Source organism: Shewanella sp. CG12_big_fil_rev_8_21_14_0_65_47_15 (assembly GCF_002783505.1).
In the GTDB taxonomy this organism is placed as follows: Bacteria; Pseudomonadota; Gammaproteobacteria; order Enterobacterales; family Shewanellaceae; genus Shewanella.
Genome location: NZ_PFGL01000012.1, coordinates 37325 through 63355, shown reverse-complemented (window position 1 = coordinate 63355; position 26031 = coordinate 37325). Strand labels below are relative to the sequence as shown.

The following is a 26031-nucleotide window of genomic DNA, read 5'->3' as shown; positions in this document are numbered from 1 at the left end:
AGAGAATCCATCTAGAGGCTAGAAAGAAAGTCATCAAGGATTAGGGCGGCAGGATGAATTTCACCTGCCGCCTTTTTTATTTGGTTTTTTTATGAAAATTGAGCGGGATGAGCAGTTAATTTAGTCTTTGTATGCTTAGCTGTTGCTCAAGCCTTTCATAATGGCTTGCCATGGCATTCACTCACCGACACGGTGAATAGAAACCTAGGGTTTCTGAGCTTATGAACGAGAGCCATGGTCGTTCTCATGCCCCCCTGCATTGCACGACATTCAGGCGTCCTGCCTATCAGATGGCGAACTGGCAGTTAAACAGGGATGTTGTTCAAGTCCGTCTGGATGCAGGGCCGCCCCGTCTGATGTGAAAGGATCCACAAATGCCGCGACGGCATGGATGCCAAAAAGCGGCCATGGGGCGGACGGTCGTCTCACAAATCACCATGGCGCACCTTTTTGGTGTTGACATAACCTGTTGATTTAAATTTCTTAAACGGCAAGGTTTTGGACAAGGGCGCGTTAGAACGTCGGCTGTGTCAGGTGAATTTCGGATAAAAATTTCTATGGGGTAACGTTGGAGTTAAGGTCGCGGCTACGCGCGGCCTATCCTTATTTGTAATGTTTATTTTCTGTATGCTAATGGGCTAGAACAAGAGCGTAAGTCTCCACTACTGTACCTAGCCTTAATTTGGCTAGACATTCCACTTGGGATTACAACCGTTGGCAATATCCACTTGCCCGTAATTAGGAGTAGTGCTGCAACATATTCGACTCTTTCTTTAAGGTTGTCATCATCGATACACGCCTTGATGATTTCCTTAGCAATCTCCTCCGACATAACCTGTTTCTGACCTGTAAGAACATAGTAAGCTTTTCGGAACTCCTTTCTTCTCCAATTTTTAGGATTAGAATATAGTCTTTCTATTGTTTTCTTTGCTCTTTCTTCACCGAACTTCATCAGACCATCCTTATTACCCATAGCGGCTAATACTGCTTTCTAAGAAGCCGCTCGGGGAGCATCATCTCAATTCCACTCGCTAGCCTTGACTCACAACTCCAAAGCTTTCGAGTTGCAAAAATTTTGAATTGAAGACATCGGTAGGAATCTTACGCTTGAGTAAACCAAAGAAGTTTTCATCATGTGTGGAAATAATGATTTGCTTATTAAATCTTTCCGAGACGTTTCGCAACAAATCAATAGTAGCCAGAACATTAATGGAGTCCATTGACTGAATAGGGTCATCAATCATTATCACGTCCAGAGGTGTTCCAGATTTGTCCGTCGCGTGTAAAGCGTTAGCAAGAAAAACGCTCAGGCTAAGAATATTGAGCTGTGCAGCACTGAAATATAGCATTGGAGAAATTATGTCACCTCTCTCATCTTGCAATACAATATTCAATCCCGGCTTGTCATAAGATTCAAAGTCAACTACGAACTGAACAGTTTTGAATGAAGGATGCGGATCAATTTTGCTGTAAATGGCATTAATCAAGTCGGTAAAAAAGAACTCTTTAACCCTCTCCTTCAGCTTCGATATAACGCTCTCTCTTTCAGCTGTGAGCTTGCTTTCTACTAATCGATGCAGAGAAAGATCATGCTCGACCACTTTTAGCTGGTCTCGCAACTTCAATCCATCAAAGTAAGGTTTGAACGCCTTAAGCTGCTCCGTCAGCAAATCAAATGATTGAATTTTAGCGGCCAGTGCGTCATCGCGACGAAGTAGCTCTGGTGTCAGTTCATTGATCTCCCGTTCGATTAGATCAGAATCTTTTCCGAGAGGCTTTCCGACTAGTCGATCAACAGTTTGAACAAATGTAGTGATAGCAGACTGAGTATCATTCAGGTGCCTGACTGCTTCGTTTTTATTAGACGCTAAAACCGCAAAATCAATCCAATTACCTTCTGAACTCATTATGCCTTGAAGGTCGTCACACTCGCCTAATAGTTGACCAAGTTGTTCACCCAGCTCATTAATTCTTGTCGTTAGCTCAGCTTTTTTTCTATCGCAGCTTGAGGCAAGAGTCCTGATTTCAGCAACAGCTTCTTTGGAGATAAAGGCTTTAACTTTTTCGTACATGGTTTTGTACGTTATCTCGTGTATCAGGTTTACTAATCCCAAGATCTGATTTTCGAGATTTTGAATTTGGGAGCGGAGCGAAGTAACCGAATGTTCGACTGAGGCCAGTTGCTGCGCCAAAAAAGGTCGTCGCTCCGATGCAACAGCTAACTCCGCATCGACGCGTTTTCTCAATTCTTTCGAGTCAACATCCCAAACCCTCGCTTTCAATGACTTAAGCGTACGCTCAGCTGTGTCGACACTTGCTGCAAGACGTGTTCTTTGATTCTCTAGCTCAGTGACCCGTGAACCAAAATCATTGAGCTTCTGTCGTAACGACGATAAGTGTTCTGAATGTTTCTTCTGGGCTGCAGCAACATGAGAATCAATTTCTGCTGAAAGCGACTGGATGCGAAGCGCGATTCTCTCTAACTCCTGTGCATTCTGCTTTGCAACTAACGTTAGCAGGTCATTATTCTTGACCGCTGCAATTAAGTCATCAGATGTTGGGTGGGGTAGTCGGCACAGTGGACAGTTAGAGCTGGGCCATTTTGAGAGGTAAGAGATACCGAGTGAAACAAGGCTCTCCACAACTTCCATTTGCTGAGTAAGAGCTACTTGAGTCGTTTTAATCGACTGGTCGTGCAAGCGCAATGCAGCTAATTCTTCATGAGCAACCTGAATTTTGCCGATGAAGTCATCTGGCAGGCCTAGGTAGCTGGTATCACCGTACAGCAGGGTATCAGCAGTGATTGGCAAGGTGGGGATGTTGTTAAGTTGCAAAGCAATGGCGTCCCGCTCCGCAACAGTGAGCTGGAGGGAAGTGATCTTGGCACTTAAGTCCACTTTCAGCCCAATCAGGCCGGCTTCGTTGACAGCAATTTCGGAGTAAATGGCTGGACTAGTTGCGATCAATGACTGAAGCTCCAACGCCCTTTGATCGAGATCTACAATTGATTTCTTGGTGTCAGCTACCGATGTTTCGGCCGTTTTAAGCTCCGCGGTTAATCGGTTTTTTTCTGCGGTTAAAGCAGGCAATTGACCAACGGATTGTACTCTAACCTTTTCATCAGCAATAAATGAAGGAACCTGGGCAATAACCTCCTCCAGAACTTTCAACTCATCACTAATTGACTGCCATTCAGAAAGGCCGCGACTATGTGCTGCAGTGAGCTGTTGATATTTGACTGAATCCTGCAAGCCTTTCGATACACTGTTGACATACGAATTCTGCTGCGGCAACAGCTCTAGGTTACGCTTAAAGCTAGGGAGCCCTGATAATTGTAGCAATAACGCAGCATGTCGTTGCTGAATCGCAGCCCGCTCAGCATTAAGCGTTAGCGTCCGAGTGACGATCGATAACAGTATTTGGTGTTCAGCATGCGTATCAAAGTTCTCATCAACGAAGACAATTCCTTCACCTTGAGAGTTAAGGGCGGCTGCAAGGGTATTAAAGTCTTCGAATATTCGGGAGTCGACTGGATTATTTAGCTGAGACTCGATTCTTGAACGCTCAGCCACCAGCGTAAGGATTTTCGATTCGTTCTCATTGATTAGCAAGGTCATTTCTTGGCGTAGTGTTTCTGCACTTCCACCAAAAAAAACCATGAAAAGATCATATCTTTCTTGAGGTTTTGCCTCGCGAAGGAAACGGTCGATTGCGTCTTGGGATAGTATAACTCTCTTGTAGACTTCTACATCTTCACTTTTCTTAGTTGCCTTAAAAGTGAGATCGCTTGAGTTCGACCTTGGCTTTTTCAGCTTTCGTTCGAATTTTTTCGTGGTTGTGATTACAGATACGTGCGTAGGCACGTCATCCAACACCTCTGTATTTCGAAGTATCTTTTGAGGAACCTGAAGTTGCTTTGTTCCTTTTGCCGCCAGCTCATTATTTTTCTTATTGTGACTGTTGGTATACCTCTCAAGATTATCAGTAAAAGCCCATTCTACGGCATCGTAAAAAGAGCTCTTGCCGAATCCATTAGGGGCATAAATAGCAACAAAATTCGACGGTTCACCACTCTCATTTGTAAAATCAAAAGTCCCGTCTTTTTTGTTCTTGTAAGCGCGAAAGCCCTCGATCTCAACTTTTTTTATTTTCATTTTCTGACAAAAACTCGATTAGTTTGTTGATCATTTCACTGCGCGCTTCTTTCGCATCAACACTGGAACCTGAGGGTACACCTTTTACAATTGCCGTAATGGGTGTTTCTATGTCATCTTTGGAATTATCCGAAACTGGTGCTAGCTCGAGATCCGTGCCCAATAACGCTACGTTTACCAATTTTTCAACATCCGGAGAGTCAGGTAGCTCACCGAGCCCATCCAAAATGATCTTCCTAGCCGCGTAGCGGTCATTTTGAACTACATATTTATCCCGAAGCTTAAGGCTGTCGGGGCACATCAAAATCAAATATACATTCCATTTTGAATGCCCTCCTTCTGGCTTAAACCTAACTGATACTATGCTTTGAATTGCCTGCCAGTTCATCATGACGTCCGTGGAGGATTCAAACCAACAAACAATACAGGTTAAGAAGGATTGGCTAGAGGCAAACAACTCAAACCTGACCCCATCGACTTCGGAGGTCAGGAAGCTAAAGTCGTGCGCCCTACTTAATAACTTCATTATAATAATCCCTGAATATTTTCAGCTGCTCGCTCGCACGGGCATGCCCATACTCGCGATGCTTTTTTAGCACATACTTATTGCGCAACCCTTTCATATGCGCGACCGTATAAGTCCTATATACCTCGCCGTGAACATCGTCAATTCTTCCACCGGTTCCTGTAATAGGAGCTGAGGCAATATCGTCAATAACCTCTTCCAAGTCTTCCTCGTCCGGAAGACAGGGAGCCTCCTCTTGAGGAGAGCTAATAATCATTATGCCATGTTCATCCAACGTGGACTTTGCTGCTTTCAAAATCTCCGAAAGATGTCTAATCCAGTGAGCATTACTGCCAGAGTAGACAAACCTTCGCCGCTTATCCAAATCCTTAATGTAGTCCTCATCAATATTTTTTTGCTCATCAATCAAGGCACAAACGATTATAAACTCAAAATATGCAACCCACAGATCTTTATCCAATACAGCAGCTTGTGTTTCATGACCCACTAACAACTTTTTGTTGTAGCGCGTCATTAGTTCATGCGGAGGTGGCAATCCCAGATCTATAAGCATATCTGCAAACTCATGCAGCTTTTTGTGAAGTTTTACTACATTGGCTGGATTTGCGGCATTGAAATTAAAGATATCATCCTTAAGCTGTGAAAAGCACGCCATGAAGCTAGGAGCCATTAAGGCAAGATCATGCTGAGCAATAATTTCTTCGAAGATAGCCATGGAGAAGCAACGTATGCGGCCCCATCGCAGTGGCTCTTCTTCATCATCCATTCGAAACTCAACACCCATCAGGTAAGGGTAACCGTCGTACACGTGATACAGACCGCCACCAGACATGCCAACAATCGCATCTTGCGCTGGACTGTTATTGAGATTACAAACCACGACATCACTAAGTGTACTATTTAGATGGCCCGTATAAATTTTGTAGGGTATATCGGTATTAGCGTTAGTGTCAGGAAATCCCGCAAATGAAAGCGCTGCCCCTGATGACACATTCCCTAACCAATTGCGTTGCTTTACATCCTTTTGGAATTCGACTTTTATTACTGCGCAATCTAGTGTTGGGTGCAGATATGGCTCATCAATTATCTGAAGCTGCACTCCACTTCGGGTAACTTGGTTGGTCGCGCTCAATACATGCTTGGCTGTGAAGACATAGGTGTAGTCCTGCGAAAGCGCACCAACAAGAACTCCGCTTCCGTCGTTTATTTTTACAGCATAAGAAATTATCAGCTCATCAGGCGTCATTTTCAAACTCTATCTGAGTAACCACACTCAAGCGTTCAGCATACTGATGCTGCTCACTCGGAAGCAACATTGAAGCGGCGACCTTAGGGTAGTTGAAACAAATTTTCCCATCCCCAGCTGCCAGAATCCTTGCAATGGTTCTTTTATTGGGCAGTCCATGCCTTGCCCCATTTGTGGAGATAACGTAATGCATAGCAGAAATCATGCTCAAAAAATCAGAACTGGTATTGTATTGACTTCCGTGATGTGAAACTTTCACTAAACTCAGATTCAACTTGTTCTGCTCGTTATAACCTAGTTGCTTTAAGCTTTCGACAGTGCAAGTATCATAGGCATCCCCCAAGAATAACATTTTCTGGTCGTCTGCCTGTAGCATGAAAGCGATTGAGCTTCCATTAGCTATCGAGGTATCGCTTTCGAAACTGTCGTCCGCCCAGAACTGCTCAAAACTTATAGAGTAGTCGGTCACATCCGCGGATGTGTTAGGTGACGTTTTTTCTACTGGCCAAATACACAGGAGCTTCCGAAGCTGAGTTTCGTTTGGTGATAATATATTAAACGTAAAAGGGCCTTTAACGATTTCCTGCCCAGCCATAACTATATGGCCACGTTCTACTCCTCGCTCATCTAAGATCTCTTCAAATTTCTTCCCTTGCCGAACACTCGTGTCAGGAGATGAATCTGGCAAATAAATGTCATTCGCTGGAATTTCAGGGAAACTGAAGTGATCCGTAATTAATCTTGACGAATTAAACCAAACACTTTTTACAAGCTGGCTGTAATCTGGAGATTTTAAAGCCTTGAGAAGCCCACCGATGTGATCATCATCAATATGAGTCAAAATAACCAAGTCAAGATGCTGGTCCAGTGCTTTGAGCTCGTCGAGCAACTTGCACAATTCGCCTTTCATACGGTCCTGCTGGCCATATTTGAAAGTTCTGGCGTTGCCACCATCGATAAGGAGGTTGAACGTACTGTGAGGCCCTTCGTGGGTTACCAGAATGCAGTCCCCATGATTCGCCTGCAAAGCGCGTACGCGGATGCCCATTAAACCTCCTTTTCGAAATGGTGATCTGATCCAGTAATAGTGGACACTTTGTATCATTACTAAAAGTAGGTCAACTAATACAGCTCAATCTGCCTGTAAAACAACGCTGTAACACGGAATGGGGCAATTGCTTTTTAGCTAAAAGAACAATGAAAGGGTTCGTTAGGGTTGGCACTGTTGCACCAGTGACCTTCTAAAACATGGATGTTTTAGTAGAGCCCTCAGGGACGCTTCTTGTTAAATGCAAGGGCGGCGTGTCACTGGGGAAGCAATGACAATTAATACGCAATGCGTGTAGCTCAACTGTCTTGCTTTGGGGCAAAAACATTTTATCGAATGCTACGTATCGATGAGATCGCTGCCATTTAATGTGATTCTTAATTACTTGGTATAAGACTGTATTACTCTCACACAGCAGCAAACAGTAGCGAATGGCAAAATGTCGTATCTGGCTTTTGTTAGAATAAAAAAACGGGATTGGCACATTAAGACCCATCCCGCTTTTATAACTCTACACTTTGCCGTTATAAGGGGCTAAACCTCTAAGAAGATAAATTCCCTAAGACTAAGCTAAGTCTATATTTGGCAGTTTAGTGCTTATTGACCCAGTTTTGGTGTGCGTGGCGGAATGATGCGCCTGTCACCTGTGGACTCAAATGCACCTGCAAATTTCAGCAGGTTATTGTCGTCATAGGCACGGCCCGCGAAGGTCAAACCGACTGGCATGCCAATATCGGCCATTACGCCCATAGGCACAGTCACAGTCGGTACCCCTAAGTGGCGAATTGCTAGGTTACCGTTAGCTACCCAAACTCCGTTGCTCCAAGCAATATCGGCTGAGGCCGGATTCACATGGGCATCGGCGGGGCCAACATCGGCCACGGTTGGGAACAGCACGGCATCGAGCTTAAGATTGTCCATCCAGTCTTCGAGATCTAGCTTACGGGTCTTCTCTAAGCCACGCAGACCATCGGGAATACTGTCGATCTGGTCATAGGATTTAAGGCCACGCTTAGCCATGTTGACATACTCTTCCATGCCTGCCGCTAAGTCACCTTCACGGTTTGGCAAGGTGCCGAGGTCATGGGGGAATATCAAATGTCCCACCACATCTTCAAGCTTGTTGAGTTTAGGGTCATTGTTCGCACGCAGGAACTCATCGAACGCCCAACCCGAGAGTTCCCATAATTCATCATGGAGGAACTGGGGCGTGACTATGCCGCGGTTAAACACGGTCGGCGCGCCGGGGCGGTCGCCTTCACAGTTAGACACCAGCGGAAAATCGACTTCAATCACTTCCGCGCCAGCGGCTTCTAGGGCTTTACGCGCCGCTTCCCACAAATCGATAACCGATTGGCGAGTATGGATGCGTTGTCCCGTTGGTCCACCGATACCTGGGTTTTCGCTGGTTCCCGCGAGTTCATCTTTGTTGATGTACATGCGCGGAACGCCAAAACGCTTACCCTTAAGGGTGTCGGCGCTAGCGGCGAGCGCCAGATAGGATTCTGGGCGAACGCTAGAAGCTTTAGGGATTTGAACCCAAGGTTGCAGGCGCCAGAGGTCGCCACGGGTGATAGGGTCATCGGCCACAATCACATCGAGCACTTCGAGCATATCCGCCATAGTGCGGGTATAAGGCACGACCACGTCCATGGTTGGGGTTAATGGCCAGTTACCACGCACGGAAATCACGCCGCGAGACGGCGTATAGGCACACAAACCGTTGTTAGACGCAGGGCCACGGCCACTCGACCAAGTCTCTTCGGCAAGACCGAACGCCGAGTAGCTTGCCGCCGTTCCTGTGCCCGCTCCGTTGGATGAGCCCGAGGCAAAGGGCGCCGTCAGATAGTTCGCATTGTAGGGACTTTCGGCGCGGCCATAGTGACCACGCTGCATGCCGCCATTCGCCATGGGTGGCATATTGGTTTTGCCTAGGCAAATGGCACCCGCGGCGCGTAGGCGCTCGACGGCAAAAGCATCGTACTGGGCCACTAAATCTTTAAATGCAGGGCTGCCAGACGCCGCCGTCAGTCCCTTCACTAAATAGCTGTCCTTAGCGGTGTAAGGAATACCATCGAGCGGGCTTAAGGTTTCGCCACAGGCACGGCGCGCATCGGAAGCCTCGGCCTCTTTCAGCGCATCGGGATTGTGCACCACTAACGCATTCAACTTAGTCTCAGTGGCAGGACCATCGTAAGCAGCTACTCGAGCCAAATAGGATTTCACCAACTCAACCGCAGTCGTGCGGCCGGATTCGAGTGCTGCACGCAGCTCGGCAATGGAAACTTCAGTGACTTCAAACATCTTACGCCCTCCCGCAGAAAGCCAATTGTGCTGCAATAACAGTGACATCAAGCGTCATACTGTTCTCCTTGGTGTACTTACTTTCCAGAAGGGATCTGCTGGGTAATACAGTGGATATTGCCGCCACCTAATAAAATCTCCCGTGCGGGCACACCCACAATCTTGTGCTCAGGGAAAATTTCCTGCAGTTTTTGAGCGGCGATATCGTCGGTTGCAGGGTCAAGCAGTGGGAATACGATACGATCGTTGGTGATTAAAAAGTTCACATAAGAGCCCGCTAAGCGCTCGCCCGCAGTGCGTGGCACGCCAGTGCCTTCTGTCACGCCCAGTGATTCTTCTTCGGTGCAATATAGCGGCCCTGGTTGTGGCAACAGGTGAATTTTTAACTTACGGCCTTGGGCATCCACAGTGTTTTGCAACACGTCCAATGCGGCTTTTGAACGTGGATACTGGGGATCAGATTCATCGTCGGTCCAATGAAGGATCACTTCACCAGGACGGGCGAAACAGCACATATTGTCGATATGGCCGTCGGTTTCATCCATATACACGCCATCTTGTAACCAGATAAACTGCTTAACATTCAAATAGTCACGCAGTAAGGCTTCAATCTGTTCTTTTGTCAGTTCCGGGTTACGGTTGGCGTTGAGCAAACATTCGGCACTCGTCATACAGGTGCCTTCACCGTCAACATGGATAGACCCCCCTTCGAGGATCAGCGGCGCACTATAACGGGCAAACCCATGTTGCTTGAGCATTTGTGCGGCAACCTGTTCGTCCTTATCCCATGGGAAGTACAAGCCACCGTTATGGCCGCCCCAAGCATTGAAGCCCCAGTCAACGCCACGGCACTCGCCCTTGTCATTCACAACGACGGTTGGCCCAGTGTCGCGAGCCCAGCAGTCGTCGCTATCGATTTCAACCAGAGTCACGTGGGAAGGCATCACTTTTTGAGCTTCCGCTAAAAAGGCTTCTGGGACACCCATATAAACCGGCGTTGCCGCACCAATGGCATCGGCCACCTTAGCAAAGGTCGCTTGAGCATAAGCGCCTGCAGAGCGCCAGTTATCGGGACGATAGGGCCAAATCATCCATACGGCTTGCTGCGCCGCCCATTCGGCGGGCATATAAAAACCATCTTGGGATGGCTTAGTCGTTAACGGCGTGGCATCCACTGTCACGTTTGTCATGAGTTTTGTCTCCAGTAATGCTGAAATCTATAGGGGTGTTCGCCCTAACATAGGGCGATAGAATAGAAAACACCTAGCATAATCAAATAAATAAATCGAATGACTGCATTCATCTCGCAGCTTTCACTCATGTATGGTTAGGCCGCAATTACCGCATATCCACAAGGTGAGTTTTAGCGTCGTTGAAATATTGCTGCGTATCTTATCATTTAAGGCGGCCTGTGCTGAATAGTGATATGCAACGCATAGATGAGAATTTGTAGGTAAAGGTACGCTGTCCCTTTGCGCCATGGTGAGCATCGCATAGCACTTTTATGTTAGCTAGCTTATCATCGCTTTATTGTGGTCTTCGCTAAAAAGCACTGCTGGGGCGTATTCTTTTGCCCTTCCTCGGCATTTGCTCGTTTCAGTATTTATTTTTAAAGGATATCAGCATGACTTCCCGCACGGCGCTTTCAACAACTGAACTTTCTACAACGGAACCTTCTACAACGGAACCTTCTACAACGGAACTGTCTATAACAGATGTAGAACCGCTACTTAAGATTATGGAAAAACTGCGCGATCCACAGACAGGATGCCCATGGGATAAAGCGCAAACCTTTCAAACCATAGTGCCTTTTACCTTAGAGGAAGCCTATGAGGTCGCCGATACCATAGAGCGTTTAGCCTGGGATGAGTTACCCGATGAACTTGGGGATTTGTTATTTCAAATCGTATTCTATTGTCAGCTCGGTAAAGAGCAGGGCAAGTTTGATTTTACGAGCGTGATTGGGAAAATCAGCGACAAGCTCACCCGTCGTCATCCCCATGTGTTTGGCGAACAAAATCCGCAAATAGGTGATAGCGCCCACGCGATGAAGGCCAATTGGGAGGCGATTAAAGCGACTGAGCGTGAACAAAAGGCGCAGCAAGTGGCGGGTGAAACCCAAGCTGATGTACAGGTTTCTGTATTGGATAATATTCCTCGCTCGCAACCTGCGCTGTCACGTTCAATTAAAATTCAGCAAAGGGTGGCACGAGTCGGGTTTGATTGGGCCGAACTTGAGCCAGTGGTCGCTAAAATCCATGAAGAAATCGATGAAGTCTTGCATGAAGTGAATCAAGGTGAGCAAGACCAAGCTAAAGTGCAGTCCGAAATGGGCGACTTGCTGTTTGCCGTGGTGAATCTAGCCCGTCATCTTAAGGTCGACCCAGAGCAAGCATTGCGCCAAGCGAACCTTAAATTTGAGCGCCGTTTCCGCGGTGTAGAACAGCTCGCCGCCGAAAATGGTAAGGGCTTAGAAGCACATACCTTAGCCGAGCTAGATGCTTACTGGGATAGCGTAAAAGCGACGGAGACGAGATAAACGGCAAATTATCCCGATTGGTGTTTGTCGAATCGCACCACCTTTGGTATACTACTGCCCCGTCCTAGTGCTTTCTTACAAGCACGTATTTTCAAACTCATTTTCTCAGGTTCAGCATGACTACAAGGTATATCTTCGTTACTGGTGGCGTGGTTTCATCACTAGGTAAAGGCATTGCAGCTGCATCATTAGCGGCAATTTTAGAGGCCCGCGGTCTCAATGTAACCATCATGAAACTGGACCCTTACATTAACGTTGATCCGGGTACCATGAGCCCAACCCAACATGGCGAAGTATTTGTGACTGAGGACGGTGCAGAAACAGATCTCGACTTGGGTCACTACGAGCGTTTTATCCGTACTAAGATGAACCGCCGTAACAACTTCACTACCGGTCGTATTTACGAAGAAGTATTACGTAAAGAACGTCGTGGCGATTATTTGGGCGCAACCATTCAGGTTATCCCACATATCACTAATGCGATTAAAGAAAAAGTATTAGCCGGTGGCGAAGGCCATGATGTGGCTATCGTGGAAATCGGCGGTACTGTGGGTGATATCGAATCCTTGCCGTTCCTCGAGTCTATTCGTCAGCTCGGCGTTGAGCTGGGTCGCGACCGTACTCTGTTTATGCATTTAACCTTAGTGCCTTTCTTAGGTGCTGCAGGCGAAGTGAAAACTAAGCCAACTCAACACTCAGTGAAAGAACTGCGTTCTATCGGTATTGCCCCCGATGTGCTGGTTTGCCGTGGTGATCGTGCGATTCCTGCGAATGAAAAAGCCAAAATTTCGCTGTTCTGTAACGTCGAAGAGCGTGCGGTTATTTCATTAAAAGATGTTGATAGTATTTATAAAATCCCAGCTTTGTTACGTTCGCAAGGTTTGGATGACTTAGTGGTTAAGCGTTTCGGTTTAGAATGCCGTGAAGCGGACTTATCTGAGTGGGAAAATGTGATTTACCAAGAAGCGAATCCAAACGGCGAAGTCGTTATTGGTATGGTGGGTAAATACATTGAACTGCCAGATGCCTATAAGTCAGTCAACGAAGCATTAAAACACGCTGGCCTTAAAAACCGTGTATCTGTGACCATCAAGTACATTGATTCACAAACCGTGGAAGCCAAAGGCGAAGAAGTCCTACAGGGCTTAGACGGTATCTTAGTACCAGGCGGTTTTGGCGAGCGTGGTGTCGAAGGTAAGATACTGGCGGCAAAATTTGCCCGTGAAAACAAACTACCGTATTTCGGTATTTGTTTAGGTATGCAAGTTGCCCTGATTGAATTTGCGCGTAATGTCGCTGGTATGGCTGACGCTCATTCAACTGAATTCAATAAAGAAACGCCGTTCCCAGTGGTGGGCTTGATCACCGAATGGGTTGACGAAGAAGGTAACCTAGAGCAGCGCCATGAGGCATCTGACTTAGGTGGCACTATGCGTTTAGGCGCCCAGTTATGTCATCTACTCGATGGTTCAAAAGCGGCACAGGCCTATAAAGGCAACACTTGTATTGAACGCCATCGTCACCGTTACGAAGTGAACAACAAGTACAGAGAACGCTTAGAGCAAGCGGGCATGGTGTTCAGTGGTTTGTCCTCCGATCGTAAGCTGGTGGAAATGATCGAATTAAAAGATCATCCATGGTTTGTTGCGGGTCAATTCCACCCTGAGTTCACCTCAACGCCGCGTGATGGTCATCCTTTGTTCGAAGGCTTTATTGCTGCGGCAAGTGCGCATCAAAAACGTGATCTGAAGTAAGAATATTTGAGGCCGGACCCGCGACAGTGGGGCCGGCCTTTTGCTACACTCAAGCCGCTTAAACCTGAGTGAGAACTCGTACCCATGTGCATAAACGACATGCGTATAGACGGAAATAGTAAACGGAATTTAAAGATTTTAGTCGTGCTTTACATCTGTTTATTCCCATAGGTATTGGTTTTTTCTTTTATTTTTAAACTTAAATCGAGGGTAATATGGCTAAGATTATTAACGTGATTGGCCGCGAGATTATGGATTCTCGTGGTAACCCAACAGTTGAAGCCGAAGTGCATTTAGAAGGCGGTTTTGTAGGGATGGCTGCGGCGCCTTCTGGTGCATCAACCGGTAGCCGCGAAGCGTTAGAATTACGTGATGGCGACAAGAGCCGCTATTTAGGCAAAGGTGTATTAACGGCTGTTGCCAACGTAAACGGCGTTATCCGCGCTGAATTATTAGGTAAAGACGCCACAGCACAGGCCGAACTTGACCAAATCATGATCGACTTAGATGGCACAGAAAACAAAGACAAGTTAGGCGCAAACGCGATTCTGGCTGTGTCTTTAGCCGCTGCTAAAGCTGCCGCTGCATCTAAAGGTATTCCTTTATACGCGCACATCGCCGAATTAAATGGCACTCCAGGCCAATATGCTATGCCAGTGCCTATGATGAACATCTTGAACGGTGGCGAGCACGCGGATAACAACGTGGATATCCAAGAGTTTATGGTACAACCCGTTGGCGCGAAAAGCTTCCGTGAAGCGCTGCGCATGGGTGCCGAAATTTTCCACACGCTGAAAAAAGTGCTACACAACAAAGGTTTAAGTACTTCTGTTGGTGATGAAGGTGGTTTTGCCCCTAACTTAGCGTCAAACGCCGATGCCCTAGCGGTAATTAAAGAAGCCGTTGAACTGGCGGGCTACAAGTTAGGTACTGATGTGACTCTGGCATTAGACTGCGCCGCTTCTGAGTTCTACAAAGATGGCAAATACGATTTAGCGGGCGAAGGTAAAGTGTTTGACTCAAACGGCTTCTCTGATTTCCTAAAATCATTGGCGGAGCAATATCCAATCGTGTCTATCGAAGACGGTTTAGACGAGTCAGATTGGGATGGTTGGGCGTACCAAACTAAGATTATGGGTGACAAGATCCAATTAGTGGGCGACGATTTATTCGTAACCAACACTAAAATCTTAACCCGTGGTATCGAAAACGGCATCGCTAACTCAATCCTGATTAAGTTCAATCAAATCGGTTCATTGACTGAGACTTTAGCTGCCATTCGCATGGCGAAAGAAGCTGGCTACACTGCGGTGATTTCACACCGTAGCGGTGAAACCGAAGATTCAACCATTGCTGACTTAGCCGTAGGCACGGCTGCTGGCCAAATCAAAACTGGTTCACTGTGTCGTTCTGACCGTGTCGCTAAATACAACCAATTGCTGCGCATCGAAGAGCAATTAGGCGAAAAAGCCCCATACCGTGGTTTGAAAGAGATCAAAGGTCAGGCGTAATTTAACGTCCGATGTAAAAAGGCCACCACTTGGTGGCCTTTTTTGTTGTACTATCTGCAATATATTTTTTAATCCAAGATACTGACGCTAATTCCTCCATGAAATTTTTTGTCATTGCACTCATAGTGCTACTCGGTTTGCTGCAATACCGGCTGTGGTCGGGAGATAACAGCCTGCCCGAATACTTTGTCCTGCAAAAACAGATTGCGGCGCAGCAAGAAGGCAACGCCAAACTCAACGAGCGTAATCAAGTGCTTAAGGAAGAAATCATCGACCTTAAAAGTGGTACCGAAGCCATAGAAGAACGTGCCCGTAACGAGCTTGGCATGGTCAAAGAAGGTGAAACCTTCTATCGCGTCGTGGGTGGTGAACGCTCAGTATCGAGTCCTTCACAGTGATGGAGCAAATGCGTATGGATATCGCATTAGAAGCGGATAAGCATTCAGAAAACCAAACACAAATGGCCGACATCACAGCTCATCAGCTTCACTCGGTTGTGGCGATAGTGCCAGCGGCGGGGATCGGCTCCCGTATGGGGGCAGGTAAGCCAAAACAATATTTAGAGTTATTAGGCCAAAGCATATTGGCCCATACCTTAGATAGGTTATTGTCCCATCAGCAGATCACCCAAGTTATTGTCGCCCTGCATCCAGAAGACACTTTTTTTGAGGTCTTACCCCAGGCTCAGCACCCTAAGTTAGTCACAGTGTTAGGCGGTGGTGAACGCGCCGATTCGGTGTTGGCAGCGTTGCAAATTGCACCTGAGCACAGCTGGGCCTTAGTACATGATGCGGCAAGGCCATGTTTAACCGAAGGGGATATCGATAAGTTGCTGGCATCGAGAATACGCTTTCCCCAAGGGGCGATTTTGGCTATGCCAGTACGCGATACTATGAAACGCGCCGATGCAAAGGGGGAGATTTGCGCAACCGTCTGCCGTGATCATTTATGGCACGCATTGACACCGCAATTATTTCCCACGTCCCTGCTTAAATCGTACCTGCAAGGTGCCATTGCCGCGGGCGCCGTGGTAACGGATGAAGCCTCGGCTATGGAATGGGCGGGGATATCACCAGGGCTGATTTCTGGGAGAGCCGATAATATTAAAGTGACTCATCCCGATGATTTGGGCTTAGCAGAGCTTTTTTTGATGCGAGCTATTAAGTAGTTTATATAAAATTAAAAATAATCAATTTGTTAGGGTGGATAAATGAAAATCCGTATCGGCCATGGTTTTGATGTTCACAAATTTGGCGAAGCGCGACCATTAATTTTATGTGGTGTTGAAGTGCCCTATGAAACTGGACTCGTTGCCCACTCCGATGGTGATGTGGTTTTGCATGCGATTTCCGATGCCATACTTGGCGCACTGGCGCTAGGGGATATAGGCAAACATTTTCCCGATACGGATGCCGCTTATAAAGGTGCCGATAGTCGTGTATTGCTGCGTCATTGTTATGGGTTAGCAAGCGCAAAAGGGTATGAGCTAGGCAATTTAGATGTCACTATTATTGCTCAAGCACCTAAAATGGCGCCGCATATTGACGCCATGCGCCGGGTACTTGCCGCCGACTTAAGTGCTCCATTAGATGATATTAATGTCAAAGCCACCACGACAGAAAAGCTAGGATTTACCGGGCGTAAAGAAGGTATTGCGGTAGAAGCCGTTGTCTTGATGAAACCTATACAAGATTAATTAACGAGATAAATAAGTCCCATGAGTGAACTCCATTACCTATACGGCAAGCCACTTGGCAGCGCCGATCTACGTACTCATAACAGCGATTTTATCGTGAAAGAGATTTTGCCTTTTAGCCCGACTGGCGAAGGCGAACATCATCTGCTGCATATCCGTAAGGATGGGCTGAATACGGTTCAAGTGGCTGAAATGATAGCCAAGTTCGCAAAAGTGCATCCAAAAGAAGTGACCTACGCGGGGCAAAAAGATAAAAATGCCATCACGGAACAATGGTTTGGAGTACGTATTCCGGGTAAAGAAACCCCCGCTTGGGCAGAACTTAACAGCGAACGATTGACGCTTCTCTCCAGCAGCCGTCACAGCAAAAAATTGCGCATCGGCGCACTGCTGGGTAATCGATTTATCCTGACCTTACGTAATGTCACTCAAGTTGAAGATATTATCGGCCGTATTGAAAAAGTGAGCCAAATTGGTGTACCCAATTATTTTGGTGAGCAACGCTTTGGCCACGATGGTAAAAACTTAATTCTGGGACGGCAAATGTTGGCCGGCAAGAAGGTTAAAGACAGAAATAAACGCAGCATGTATTTATCTGCCGTGCGCTCACATCTGTTTAATACCGTTGTGTCATACCGGTTAGCTAACCATGGTACTAAGCCATTAGCGGGGGATTGTGTGATGTTGGCGGGGAGTAAAAGCTTCTTCGTCACGCCTGAATGGGATCTGGTGGTGTTGAAACGTTTGATTGAAAAAGACATTCAACTCTCTGCACCCTTGTGGGGCCGCGGCATGATGTTACCTCAAGGTGAAGCCGCCGCGATGGAAACCGCCGCTATGGCGGAATTAACGGATGATTGTTATGGCTTAGAACATGCGGGATTGGAGCAGGAACGCCGGCCATTACTTTTAGAACCACAAGGGCTTAAATACGAACAAACTGCAGATGGTCTCGTGTTGGAGTTTATTTTACCCGCGGGGAGTTTTGCGACTTCCTTACTCAGAGAGTTAGTCAATTATCAGGATGTAAAAGAGCAGCAATGGCAGGCAACGCTCTCCCCTGAGGTGCAAACGACTCACGGCAGTGATGAAACTACATCATGATCCATATTCTTGTCAGTAACGATGATGGCGTCAATGCGCTCGGGATCCGCGCCCTAACCGAAGCGCTCGCTGAAATCGCCCATGTGTTGACAGTCGCACCCGACCGTAATTGTTCTGGCGCAAGTAACTCTTTGACCTTGACTAATCCATTAAGAATTAATAGGTTAGATAACGGCTATATTTCAGTGCACGGCACTCCCACCGATTGTGTGCACTTAGCCATTCGTGAGCTTTGCGATGGTGAGCCCGATATGGTGGTTTCAGGCATTAATGCGGGCGCGAATATGGGGGATGACACTTTATATTCGGGCACAGTTGCGGCGGCGATGGAGGGACGGTTTTTAGGTTTCCCTGCGGTGGCGATTTCGCTTAATGGTCGCGAGGGCAACCATTATCATTCGGCGGCCGTTTATGCTCGCCGTATAGTACAAGGATTGTTAGCGCACCCCTTGGCAAGCGACCAGATTTTAAATATCAATGTGCCAGATTTACCCCTAGAAGAAATTAAAGGGATCCGAGTGACACGGCTTGGCGCGAGGCATAAAGCCGAAGGGATAGTGCGAACCCAAGATCCCGCGGGACGGGAAATTTTTTGGTTAGGCCCTCCAGGCCTAGAGCAGGATGCGACCGAGGGGACGGATTTTCATGCTATCGCTAACGGTTATGTTTCCATCACGCCTTTAACGGTAGATCTCACTGCATATAGACAATTATCGGCATTGCAAAATTGGGTAGATAAAATATGACTCGAGTTGCCTCGACATCGGCGGTGAATTTAGCGAAAAAGCTCCATGATGCGGGGATCCGTCATCAAGCCGTGTTGAAGGCAATTTCACAAACGCCGCGGGAATTGTTCCTCGATAATGCGTTAGCCCACAAGGCCTATGAAAATACCGCCTTGCCGATAGGGCAAGGTCAAACTATCTCTCAACCCTATATTGTGGCTCGTATGACAGAGCTAATACTGCAAAATCAGCCACAGAGGGTGCTTGAAGTGGGAACTGGCTCGGGCTATCAAGCGGCGATTTTGGCGCAATTAGTGCCTGAGCTTTATACCATAGAGCGGATTAAAGGCCTGCAGATCCAAGCTCGGCAGCGATTGAAGCGACTCGATCTGCATAATGTTTCCTTTAAATATGGTGATGGTTGGCAAGGTTGGCAAAATCGTAGCCCCTTTAACGGTATTATGGTGACGGCTGCGGCCTCAACTGTGCCGGAGGCTTTATTATCCCAGTTAGCCGACGGTGGTGTATTAGTGATCCCCGTAGGTGAAGAAACCCAGCAATTGATGCGGATCACCCGTCATGCCGATCGTTACAGTTCCGAGATCGTTGAAATGGTGAAGTTTGTACCTCTAGTCAATGGTGAACTCGCTTAACATTTGCAGCCCTTGTCTAAGGTGGAAAATCGTTGTGAGAAATTATTTCTCCTAGAGTTAACTGTGATACGGCTTAGGAAAGGAGTTTTTATTGTTGAATGCGGGTTTATTTTTAAACCTTAGTTTATTGTTAGTGCTTGTAGGCTGTAGCTTTCAGGCGAGTCGTCCTGCACCTGTTGAAAGTCTTTCCCACAGTTATTCAAAACATAACAAAGGCCACATTAAATCAAATTCATATAAAGTTAAAAAAGGCGATACGCTCTATTCAATTTCATGGGCGGCGGGCAAGGATTTTGCGGAAATAGCCAAAATTAATCAATTAGATAAATCGTACACTATCTACCCAGGGCAGGTTTTATATTTAACCGAAATCCCATCAGTGCCTAAATCCAAATCGACCACTTTAGGTGGCAATAACTCGACAGCCAAAGGGCGGAGTGGGGGTAATTCCTCGATAAAACAATCGAATAGTGATAATTCGATTGCAAGATCGCAGTCAAATGACCCACAGAAAAAAACACTTGATCAGAAAGCGAAGCCTGCGTATTCTGCAACAAGTACCCAACAAAATATTAACTCTTCAATAGTTGCCCCTACCTCGACACTGCCTGACAGTGTGAGTCAATGGCAATGGCCCGTGAGAGGTAAACTGATTGGGACATACTCTGCCAATGAGCAGGGGAATAAAGGCATTAAGATCGCAGGAAGACGTGGAGATATCATCAAAGCCGCTGCAGATGGGCGGGTGGTATACGCAGGTAGTGCGCTTAGGGGATATGGTAATTTAGTCATCATTAAACACAGTGACGATTACCTTAGTGCTTATGCTCACGCAGATCAGATCTTAGTCACAGAGAAGCAACATGTCCTTGCTGGACAAACAGTTGCAAAAATGGGCAGCACAGGCACTAACCAGGTAATGTTGCGATTTGAAATTCGTTATCATGGTCAATCTGTAAACCCACTTAACTATTTACCTAAGCAATGATTGTTTAGGGCCTTGTTGGCATGGAGGAAATAGAATTGCAGTAATTCAAGCAGTTAAATTAGGTTTGGGAGATTTGATCATGAGCCGCATAAATAGCACTGCCGCAGAAGAACTAGTAGATTTTTCCGTAGAAACCGCAGAGTTTGATCTCGAAAAAGAGGATACTGTCGCCGATTTAGTTCAAGAACTTGGGCTAGAACAACAGGTTCAAGATGACCTGCAAAAAAACCTTGATGCCACTCAACTCTATTTAGGTGAGATAGGGTTTTCCCCGCTGCTTAGCGCAGAAGAAGAAGTTTATTTTTCCCGTAAAGCCTTAAAAGGCTGTGAAAAATCCCGTAACCGCATGATCGAGAGCAATTTAAGGCTCGTCGTGAAAATTGCCCGTCGTTACAATAATCGTGGTCTTGCGCTGTTAGATTTAATCGAAGAAGGTAACCTAGGATTGATCCGCGCAGTAGAGAAATTCGATCCCGAAAGAGGTTTCCGCTTCTCTACCTATGCGACGTGGTGGATTAGACAAACGATTGAACGGGCGATTATGAATCAAACACGCACTATTCGTCTGCCTATCCATGTTGTCAAAGAATTGAATGTGTATTTACGTACAGCGCGGGAGTTAGCACAAAAGCTTGACCATGAACCCACTGCGGAGGAAATTGCTGAAAAACTGCAGGTTTCCAGCGCCGATGTGAGTCGTATGCTGAAGTTGAATGAGAAAATCACCTCTGTCGATACGCCTTTGGGGGGCGATAATGACAAGGCGCTGCTGGATGTTTTAGCCGATGACGATAATGTGGGCCCAGACTATAAAGTGCAGGATGAAGATATTTCTAACTCTGTCGTCAAATGGTTAAACGAACTCAATACCAAACAAAGAGAAGTGTTAGCCCGTCGATTTGGCCTACTGGGGTATGAGCCATCCACTTTAGAAGATGTGGGGGCTGAGATAGGTTTAACCCGTGAGCGTGTACGCCAAATCCAGGTTGAAGCCCTAAAACGTCTACGTGATCTGCTCGGTTCACAGGGGTTATCGGTAGAAGCCTTGTTTAGAAATTAATCTCTTTGGGGAGACTTAATTTTAGGGTTGTCTCGAGAGTCGTTGGTATATAAACGCCCACCTAAGTGGGCGTTTTGTTATCTAAAATTCAATTATTTAACTTAAACGTTTTAGCTCATACAGTAAGTCAAGCGCTTGTTTTGGCGTTAAATTATCGGGATTGAGTGCCTGCAACTTAGTGAGAGCGGGATTCTCAGCCTGCTCAGGTAGGGCGAGTAGGGTTTGAATGGGCGTTTTTGTGCCCTCAAGCTGATGATCGCGACTTTCTAATTGCTGCAACTTGTGTTTCGCCGCCTTAATGACTTTTGCTGGCACGCCCGCGAGTGCCGCAACCTGTAAACCATAACTCTTGCTGGCCGCACCCTCCTGCACTGCATGCATAAAGGCGATGGTGTCCTCATGTTCTATCGCATCTAAATGGACGTTATAGACACCAGACATTAGCTCAGGTAGTTGAGTTAGCTCGAAATAGTGGGTGGCAAACAGCGTCATAGCGCCGACTTGCTGGGCAAGATATTCAGCCGCTGACCAAGCGAGCGATAAACCATCGTAGGTCGATGTGCCGCGGCCAATTTCATCCATTAATACTAGACTTTGAGCCGTTGCATTATGGAGGATGTTGGCGGTTTCTGTCATTTCGACCATAAAGGTTGAACGGCCAGAGGCCAGATCGTCCGATGCGCCAATACGGGTAAATATTCGATCGATAGGACCAATGACCGCCCGCTCTGCCGGTACAAAACAGCCTATGTGAGCCATTAGGGTTATCAAGGCGACTTGGCGCATATAAGTGGATTTACCCCCCATGTTGGGGCCAGTCACAATCAACATACGTCTTTGATTGTGCAAGGTGACGGGATTCGCGATAAATGGTGTTTGACTAACACGTTCAACCACAGGGTGGCGACCCGCATCAATTTTTACCCCAATCTCGCTGCTCAATTCTGGGCAGGTATAACCTAAGGTTTCGGCACGTTCGGCAAAATTACTCAATACATCGAATTCGGCTGCAGCTCTCGCAAAGGCTTGTAATTCATGTAATTTAGGTAAAATGAGATCGAATAGTTGTTCCCATAACTGCTTTTCTAGGGCTAAGGCTCTACCCTGGCTCGACAGCACTTTTTCTTCATATTCCTTAAGTTCGGGCGTGATATAACGCTCCATATTCTTAAGGGTTTGACGGCGCTGATAATTTAGCGGCACTTGGCTTGATTGTAAGCGGCTGACCTCAATGTAATAGCCATGTACTCGGTTGTAGCCGACCTTCAGTGTCGCTATGCCTGTACGCTCTTTTTCCCGCGCTTCGAGTTGGACCAGATAATCGCTGGCACCTTCGCTCAATCCACGCCACTCATCTAATTCAGCATTGTAGCCTTCACGGATCACGCCACCGTCGCGGATAAGCATGGGAGGATTATCGACAATGGCGTGCTCAAGCAGTTGTTGTTCTTCTGGAAATTCCCCTAAGAATTGGCCAAGTTTTACTGTATGGGGCGCACTCAGCTGACTTAATGACTGTTGCAATTGCGGTAACAGGCTTAAGGCTTGACGCAGACGAGCAAAATCTCGCGGACGAGCCGTGCGCAGCGCCAGTCTTGCCATGATGCGCTCGATATCTCCGAGCGCTTTAAGCTGCTCATGCAATGACTCATGTACAGAGGTTTCAAGCAATTCATTGACTGCCGTTTGGCGAGCAAAAATTTGCGCATGATCCCTTAGTGGTTGATGGATCCAGCGTTGCAACATACGGCTGCCCATGGCAGTGGCGGTATTATCGAGCACGGCTGCGAGGGTGTTATCCCGGCCACCGCTCAGATTTTGGGTCAACTCTAAATTACGGCGAGTAGCCGCATCGAGTACTATGGTATCGGTCTGATTGAAACGGGTGATGGCATTGATATGGGGCAGGGCGGTGCGCTGAGTATCTTTAACATACTGCATCAAGCAGCCCGCCGCTTGCAGAGATAAGCGCGCATCACTAATGCCAAAACCATGCAGATCTTTAGTGCCAAATTGCGCGAGCAGCAGCTTAATGCTGGTATCGTAATCAAATTCCCACTCGGGGCGACGACGCTTGCCTTTGAAATTGTGCAATAATTCCAGTGCGCCAAAGTCTTCACTGTAGAGAATTTCAACCGGATTGGTCCGTTGTAATTCGGCCTCTAAGGATTCTCGAGTCTCAAGTTCTGTAATCACAAATCGGCCGGAAGAGACATCGAGGGTCGCATAGCCAAAGCCAACTTTCCCTTGGTAAACCGCGGCTAACAGATTGTCTTGGCGCTCCTGTAAGAGCGCCTCATCGGTTAAGGTGCCAGGGGTCACTATGCGCACTACTTTACGCTCAACCGGACCTTTAGAGGTCGCGGGATCGCCAATCTGCTCACAAATGGCAACCGATTGACCAATTTGAACTAACTTAGCTAAATAGCCTTCAACCGCATGGTAGGGAATGCCAGCCATAGGAATAGGATCGCCGCCACTCTTGCCGCGGGCGGTCAGCGAGATGCCCAATAATTCTGAAGCGCGTTTGGCATCGTCGTAGAAGAGTTCATAGAAGTCACCCATACGATAAAACAGTAACATATCGTGATGCTCTGCTTTCATGGTCAAATATTGACGCATCATAGGAGTATGTTTTTCTAAATCATCGGTATCAATTACATTCATTAAATCGTTATCGTCCGTTGTGACTGCCCTAAAGGCGATATCAATTGGTCTGGTAATAGCTAAAATGTCAGGGACTTTGGCCACTACTGCGCAAAAAAAGTTGCGCCAATCTTAGCAATAATTTACTGAGAATTGAGCCCTAAACTGTGGATATTCGTTTATATCGTGATTTATCTGACTTAGAGTCATCTAAAAGCGGGTTATTTTAAGCAAATTCATTGACCGAAAAATAATTCAGCTACAGGTCTTGATACTGTATGATTGTACAGTATACTAGTCAGCATATTGAGACAGAAAGCCTCGCTTTTTGAATTGCCCGCGTTATTAAATTGAATATCACTTTTGACAGCCTAGATGCTGTCTAGATGAGGGAACAGGAATGAAGGTCGATCCAAACAAAGAGAAAGCACTTGCTGCGGTATTGAGCCAAATTGAAAAGCAATTTGGTAAAGGCTCCATCATGAAGCTGGGCGAAGATCGCTCCATGGATGTTGAAACCATCTCTACCGGTTCGCTATCTCTGGACGTCGCCTTGGGAGCTGGCGGTTTGCCAATGGGACGTATCGTTGAGATCTATGGTCCTGAATCTTCAGGTAAAACGACCTTAACGCTGGAAGTGATCGCCGCAGCGCAGCGTGAAGGTAAAACCTGTGCCTTTATCGACGCTGAGCATGCTTTAGATCCTATCTACGCCAAAAAATTAGGGGTAGATATTGATAATCTGCTTTGTTCTCAGCCTGATACTGGTGAGCAAGCTCTTGAGATTTGTGATGCTCTAACTCGTTCAGGTGCGGTGGATGTCATCATCGTTGACTCTGTGGCGGCGTTAACGCCCAAAGCTGAAATCGAAGGCGAAATTGGTGACTCTCACATGGGCTTAGCGGCGCGTATGATGAGCCAAGCCATGCGTAAGCTTGCGGGTAACTTAAAGCAGTCTAATACCTTGCTTATCTTTATCAACCAAATCCGGATGAAGATTGGTGTGATGTTCGGTAACCCTGAAACCACAACTGGCGGTAACGCGTTGAAGTTTTATGCCTCTGTACGCTTAGACATTCGTCGCACAGGTGCCATTAAAGACGGTGATGAAGTGGTTGGTAACGAAACTCGCGTTAAAGTGGTGAAAAACAAAGTCGCAGCTCCCTTTAAACAAGCCGAATTCCAAATCCTTTATGGCCAAGGTATTAACCGCACCGGCGAGTTAGTTGACTTAGGCGTTGCCCATAAGCTGATCGAAAAAGCGGGTGCTTGGTACAGTTATAAGGGCGATAAGATCGGTCAAGGCCGTGCCAACGCGGGTAAATATTTAACTGAAAACCCAGCCGTAGCCGCTGAAATTGATAAGACGTTACGTGAGCTATTGTTGAGTAACCCGAGTGCTCTGGCTGCATCTACATCCGATGATGACAATAGCGAGGGGAATATTGACTTAGAAACAGGCGAAATTTTCTGAGCCAGTCAGCCCGTCAAATCGCGGTCGCGCTATTAGCGCGCCGCGATTACTCCCGCCAAGAAGTTTGCACTAAACTGCTCGAAAAAGGCTTCGAATTACCCGAGATTGAAGCCGTACTTAATGACTGTGAGTCCTTAGGTTTTATCAACGATAGCCGATATGCTGAGTTGCTTGTTCGTAGCCATATTAGTCGTGGGCACGGTGCTATTCGCATACGTCAAGCTATTGCACAGAAAGGGTTGTCCAAAGAATGCATCGAAACCGCCATTGTAAACAGCGGTTGTGATTGGTTTGAATTAGCCAAAGATAGAGCGATCAAAAAATACGGCAATCCTAAGGTAACAGAAGTCAAAGGTTCTAAAGCATTAGAACTGTTAACCAAGGAAAAGGCTAAACGGGTGCGCTTTTTACTTGGGCAAGGTTTCAGTTATGAACAGGTCATCTATGCGCTCGATTATGATCCCAGTGACGACTTTGATAACTGACCTCATCCCAGTCTTGCTTAAAATATTAAATTCCTGATGAGTATATCCGCAATCAAGGCTGGTCGTCCTTCCTCAGTCTGCTTATAATGCTGGGCAAATTAGAAATGCGGCTACCTTA

21 protein-coding genes are annotated in these 26031 nt (G+C 46.7%); 13 read left to right on the top strand and 8 right to left on the bottom strand.

Annotated features, from left to right (window positions below):
* Window positions 1-616: 616 nt before the first annotated feature.
* The 7 genes from COW15_RS03295 to aguA all read right to left on the bottom strand — a co-directional run bounded on the left by COW15_RS03295 (window position 617) and on the right by aguA (window position 10468).
* Window positions 617-952: a hypothetical protein gene (locus COW15_RS03295; RefSeq protein WP_293629948.1), complete on the bottom strand. Its 336-nt coding sequence runs from the start codon at window positions 950-952 to the stop codon at window positions 617-619.
* Between the two features lie 79 nt (window positions 953-1031).
* Window positions 1032-4154, bottom strand: coding sequence for an AAA family ATPase (locus COW15_RS03290; RefSeq protein ID WP_293629947.1), 3123 nt, complete (start codon window positions 4152-4154; stop codon window positions 1032-1034).
* The gene (locus COW15_RS03285) at window positions 4135-4680 is read right to left on the bottom strand and encodes an ABC-three component system middle component 1 (protein ID WP_293629946.1); all 546 of its coding nucleotides are present in this window, start codon (window positions 4678-4680) and stop codon (window positions 4135-4137) included. The genes COW15_RS03290 and COW15_RS03285 overlap by 20 nt, the downstream gene beginning before the upstream one ends.
* On the bottom strand, window positions 4664-5926 hold the full coding sequence (locus COW15_RS03280) for an ABC-three component system protein (RefSeq protein ID WP_293629944.1): 1263 nt from the start codon (window positions 5924-5926) through the stop codon (window positions 4664-4666). Before COW15_RS03280 ends, COW15_RS03285 begins: the two co-directional genes overlap by 17 nt.
* On the bottom strand, window positions 5916-6974 hold the full coding sequence (locus COW15_RS03275) for an MBL fold metallo-hydrolase (RefSeq protein WP_293629942.1): 1059 nt from the start codon (window positions 6972-6974) through the stop codon (window positions 5916-5918). Before COW15_RS03275 ends, COW15_RS03280 begins: the two co-directional genes overlap by 11 nt.
* Before the next feature lie 597 nt (window positions 6975-7571).
* A complete protein-coding gene (locus COW15_RS03270; RefSeq protein WP_293630049.1) occupies window positions 7572-9278 on the bottom strand; it encodes an amidase in 1707 nt (568 codons plus the stop codon).
* A gap of 77 nt (window positions 9279-9355) precedes the next feature.
* Window positions 9356-10468, bottom strand: coding sequence for an agmatine deiminase (gene aguA / locus COW15_RS03265; RefSeq protein WP_293629940.1), 1113 nt, complete (start codon window positions 10466-10468; stop codon window positions 9356-9358).
* Between the two features lie 434 nt (window positions 10469-10902).
* Between aguA and mazG the strand changes: the two genes are divergently transcribed.
* From mazG to rpoS, 11 genes are all read left to right on the top strand, one after another.
* Complete coding sequence (gene mazG, locus COW15_RS03260) at window positions 10903-11817, top strand: nucleoside triphosphate pyrophosphohydrolase (RefSeq protein ID WP_293629939.1); 915 nt, start codon at window positions 10903-10905, stop codon at window positions 11815-11817.
* 116 nt (window positions 11818-11933) lie between these two features.
* Window positions 11934-13571: a CTP synthase gene (locus COW15_RS03255; protein ID WP_293629938.1), complete on the top strand. Its 1638-nt coding sequence runs from the start codon at window positions 11934-11936 to the stop codon at window positions 13569-13571.
* Window positions 13572-13786: 215 nt separating this feature from the next.
* Window positions 13787-15082 carry a phosphopyruvate hydratase gene (gene eno / locus COW15_RS03250; RefSeq protein ID WP_293629937.1) on the top strand — a complete coding sequence of 432 codons (1296 nt, stop codon included), beginning with the start codon at window positions 13787-13789 and terminating at the stop codon, window positions 15080-15082.
* A 98-nt stretch (window positions 15083-15180) separates the two neighbouring features.
* Entirely contained in the window at window positions 15181-15480 is a 300-nt protein-coding gene (ftsB, locus tag COW15_RS03245) for a cell division protein FtsB (RefSeq protein ID WP_293629936.1), read from the top strand.
* A gap of 62 nt (window positions 15481-15542) precedes the next feature.
* Window positions 15543-16250, top strand: coding sequence for a 2-C-methyl-D-erythritol 4-phosphate cytidylyltransferase (gene ispD, locus COW15_RS03240; protein WP_293630048.1), 708 nt, complete (start codon window positions 15543-15545; stop codon window positions 16248-16250).
* A 42-nt stretch (window positions 16251-16292) separates the two neighbouring features.
* Complete coding sequence (gene ispF / locus COW15_RS03235) at window positions 16293-16778, top strand: 2-C-methyl-D-erythritol 2,4-cyclodiphosphate synthase (RefSeq protein WP_293629935.1); 486 nt, start codon at window positions 16293-16295, stop codon at window positions 16776-16778.
* A gap of 21 nt (window positions 16779-16799) precedes the next feature.
* A complete protein-coding gene (locus tag COW15_RS03230; RefSeq protein ID WP_293629934.1) occupies window positions 16800-17882 on the top strand; it encodes a tRNA pseudouridine(13) synthase TruD in 1083 nt (360 codons plus the stop codon).
* Complete coding sequence (surE, locus tag COW15_RS03225) at window positions 17879-18628, top strand: 5'/3'-nucleotidase SurE (RefSeq protein ID WP_293629933.1); 750 nt, start codon at window positions 17879-17881, stop codon at window positions 18626-18628. Before COW15_RS03230 ends, surE begins: the two co-directional genes overlap by 4 nt.
* The gene (locus COW15_RS03220) at window positions 18625-19260 is read left to right on the top strand and encodes a protein-L-isoaspartate(D-aspartate) O-methyltransferase (RefSeq protein WP_293629931.1); all 636 of its coding nucleotides are present in this window, start codon (window positions 18625-18627) and stop codon (window positions 19258-19260) included. The genes surE and COW15_RS03220 overlap by 4 nt, the downstream gene beginning before the upstream one ends.
* Before the next feature lie 91 nt (window positions 19261-19351).
* Window positions 19352-20248, top strand: coding sequence for a peptidoglycan DD-metalloendopeptidase family protein (locus COW15_RS03215; protein ID WP_293629930.1), 897 nt, complete (start codon window positions 19352-19354; stop codon window positions 20246-20248).
* 79 nt (window positions 20249-20327) lie between these two features.
* A complete protein-coding gene (gene rpoS / locus COW15_RS03210) occupies window positions 20328-21308 on the top strand; it encodes an RNA polymerase sigma factor RpoS (RefSeq protein WP_198780687.1) in 981 nt (326 codons plus the stop codon).
* 96 nt (window positions 21309-21404) lie between these two features.
* Here rpoS and mutS read toward each other — a convergent pair whose 3' ends face one another.
* Window positions 21405-23975 (bottom strand): DNA mismatch repair protein MutS, encoded by a 2571-nt coding sequence (gene mutS / locus COW15_RS03205; RefSeq protein ID WP_293630047.1) that lies wholly within the window; start codon window positions 23973-23975, stop codon window positions 21405-21407.
* Between the two features lie 379 nt (window positions 23976-24354).
* On the opposite strand from mutS, the gene recA reads away from it, so the two are divergent.
* Together recA and COW15_RS03195 are read left to right on the top strand one after the other, a co-directional pair.
* Window positions 24355-25428, top strand: coding sequence for a recombinase RecA (gene recA, locus COW15_RS03200; RefSeq protein ID WP_293629927.1), 1074 nt, complete (start codon window positions 24355-24357; stop codon window positions 25426-25428).
* A 74-nt stretch (window positions 25429-25502) separates the two neighbouring features.
* Window positions 25503-25913 carry a regulatory protein RecX gene (locus COW15_RS03195; protein WP_293630045.1) on the top strand — a complete coding sequence of 137 codons (411 nt, stop codon included), beginning with the start codon at window positions 25503-25505 and terminating at the stop codon, window positions 25911-25913.
* Window positions 25914-26031: the final 118 nt, after the last annotated feature.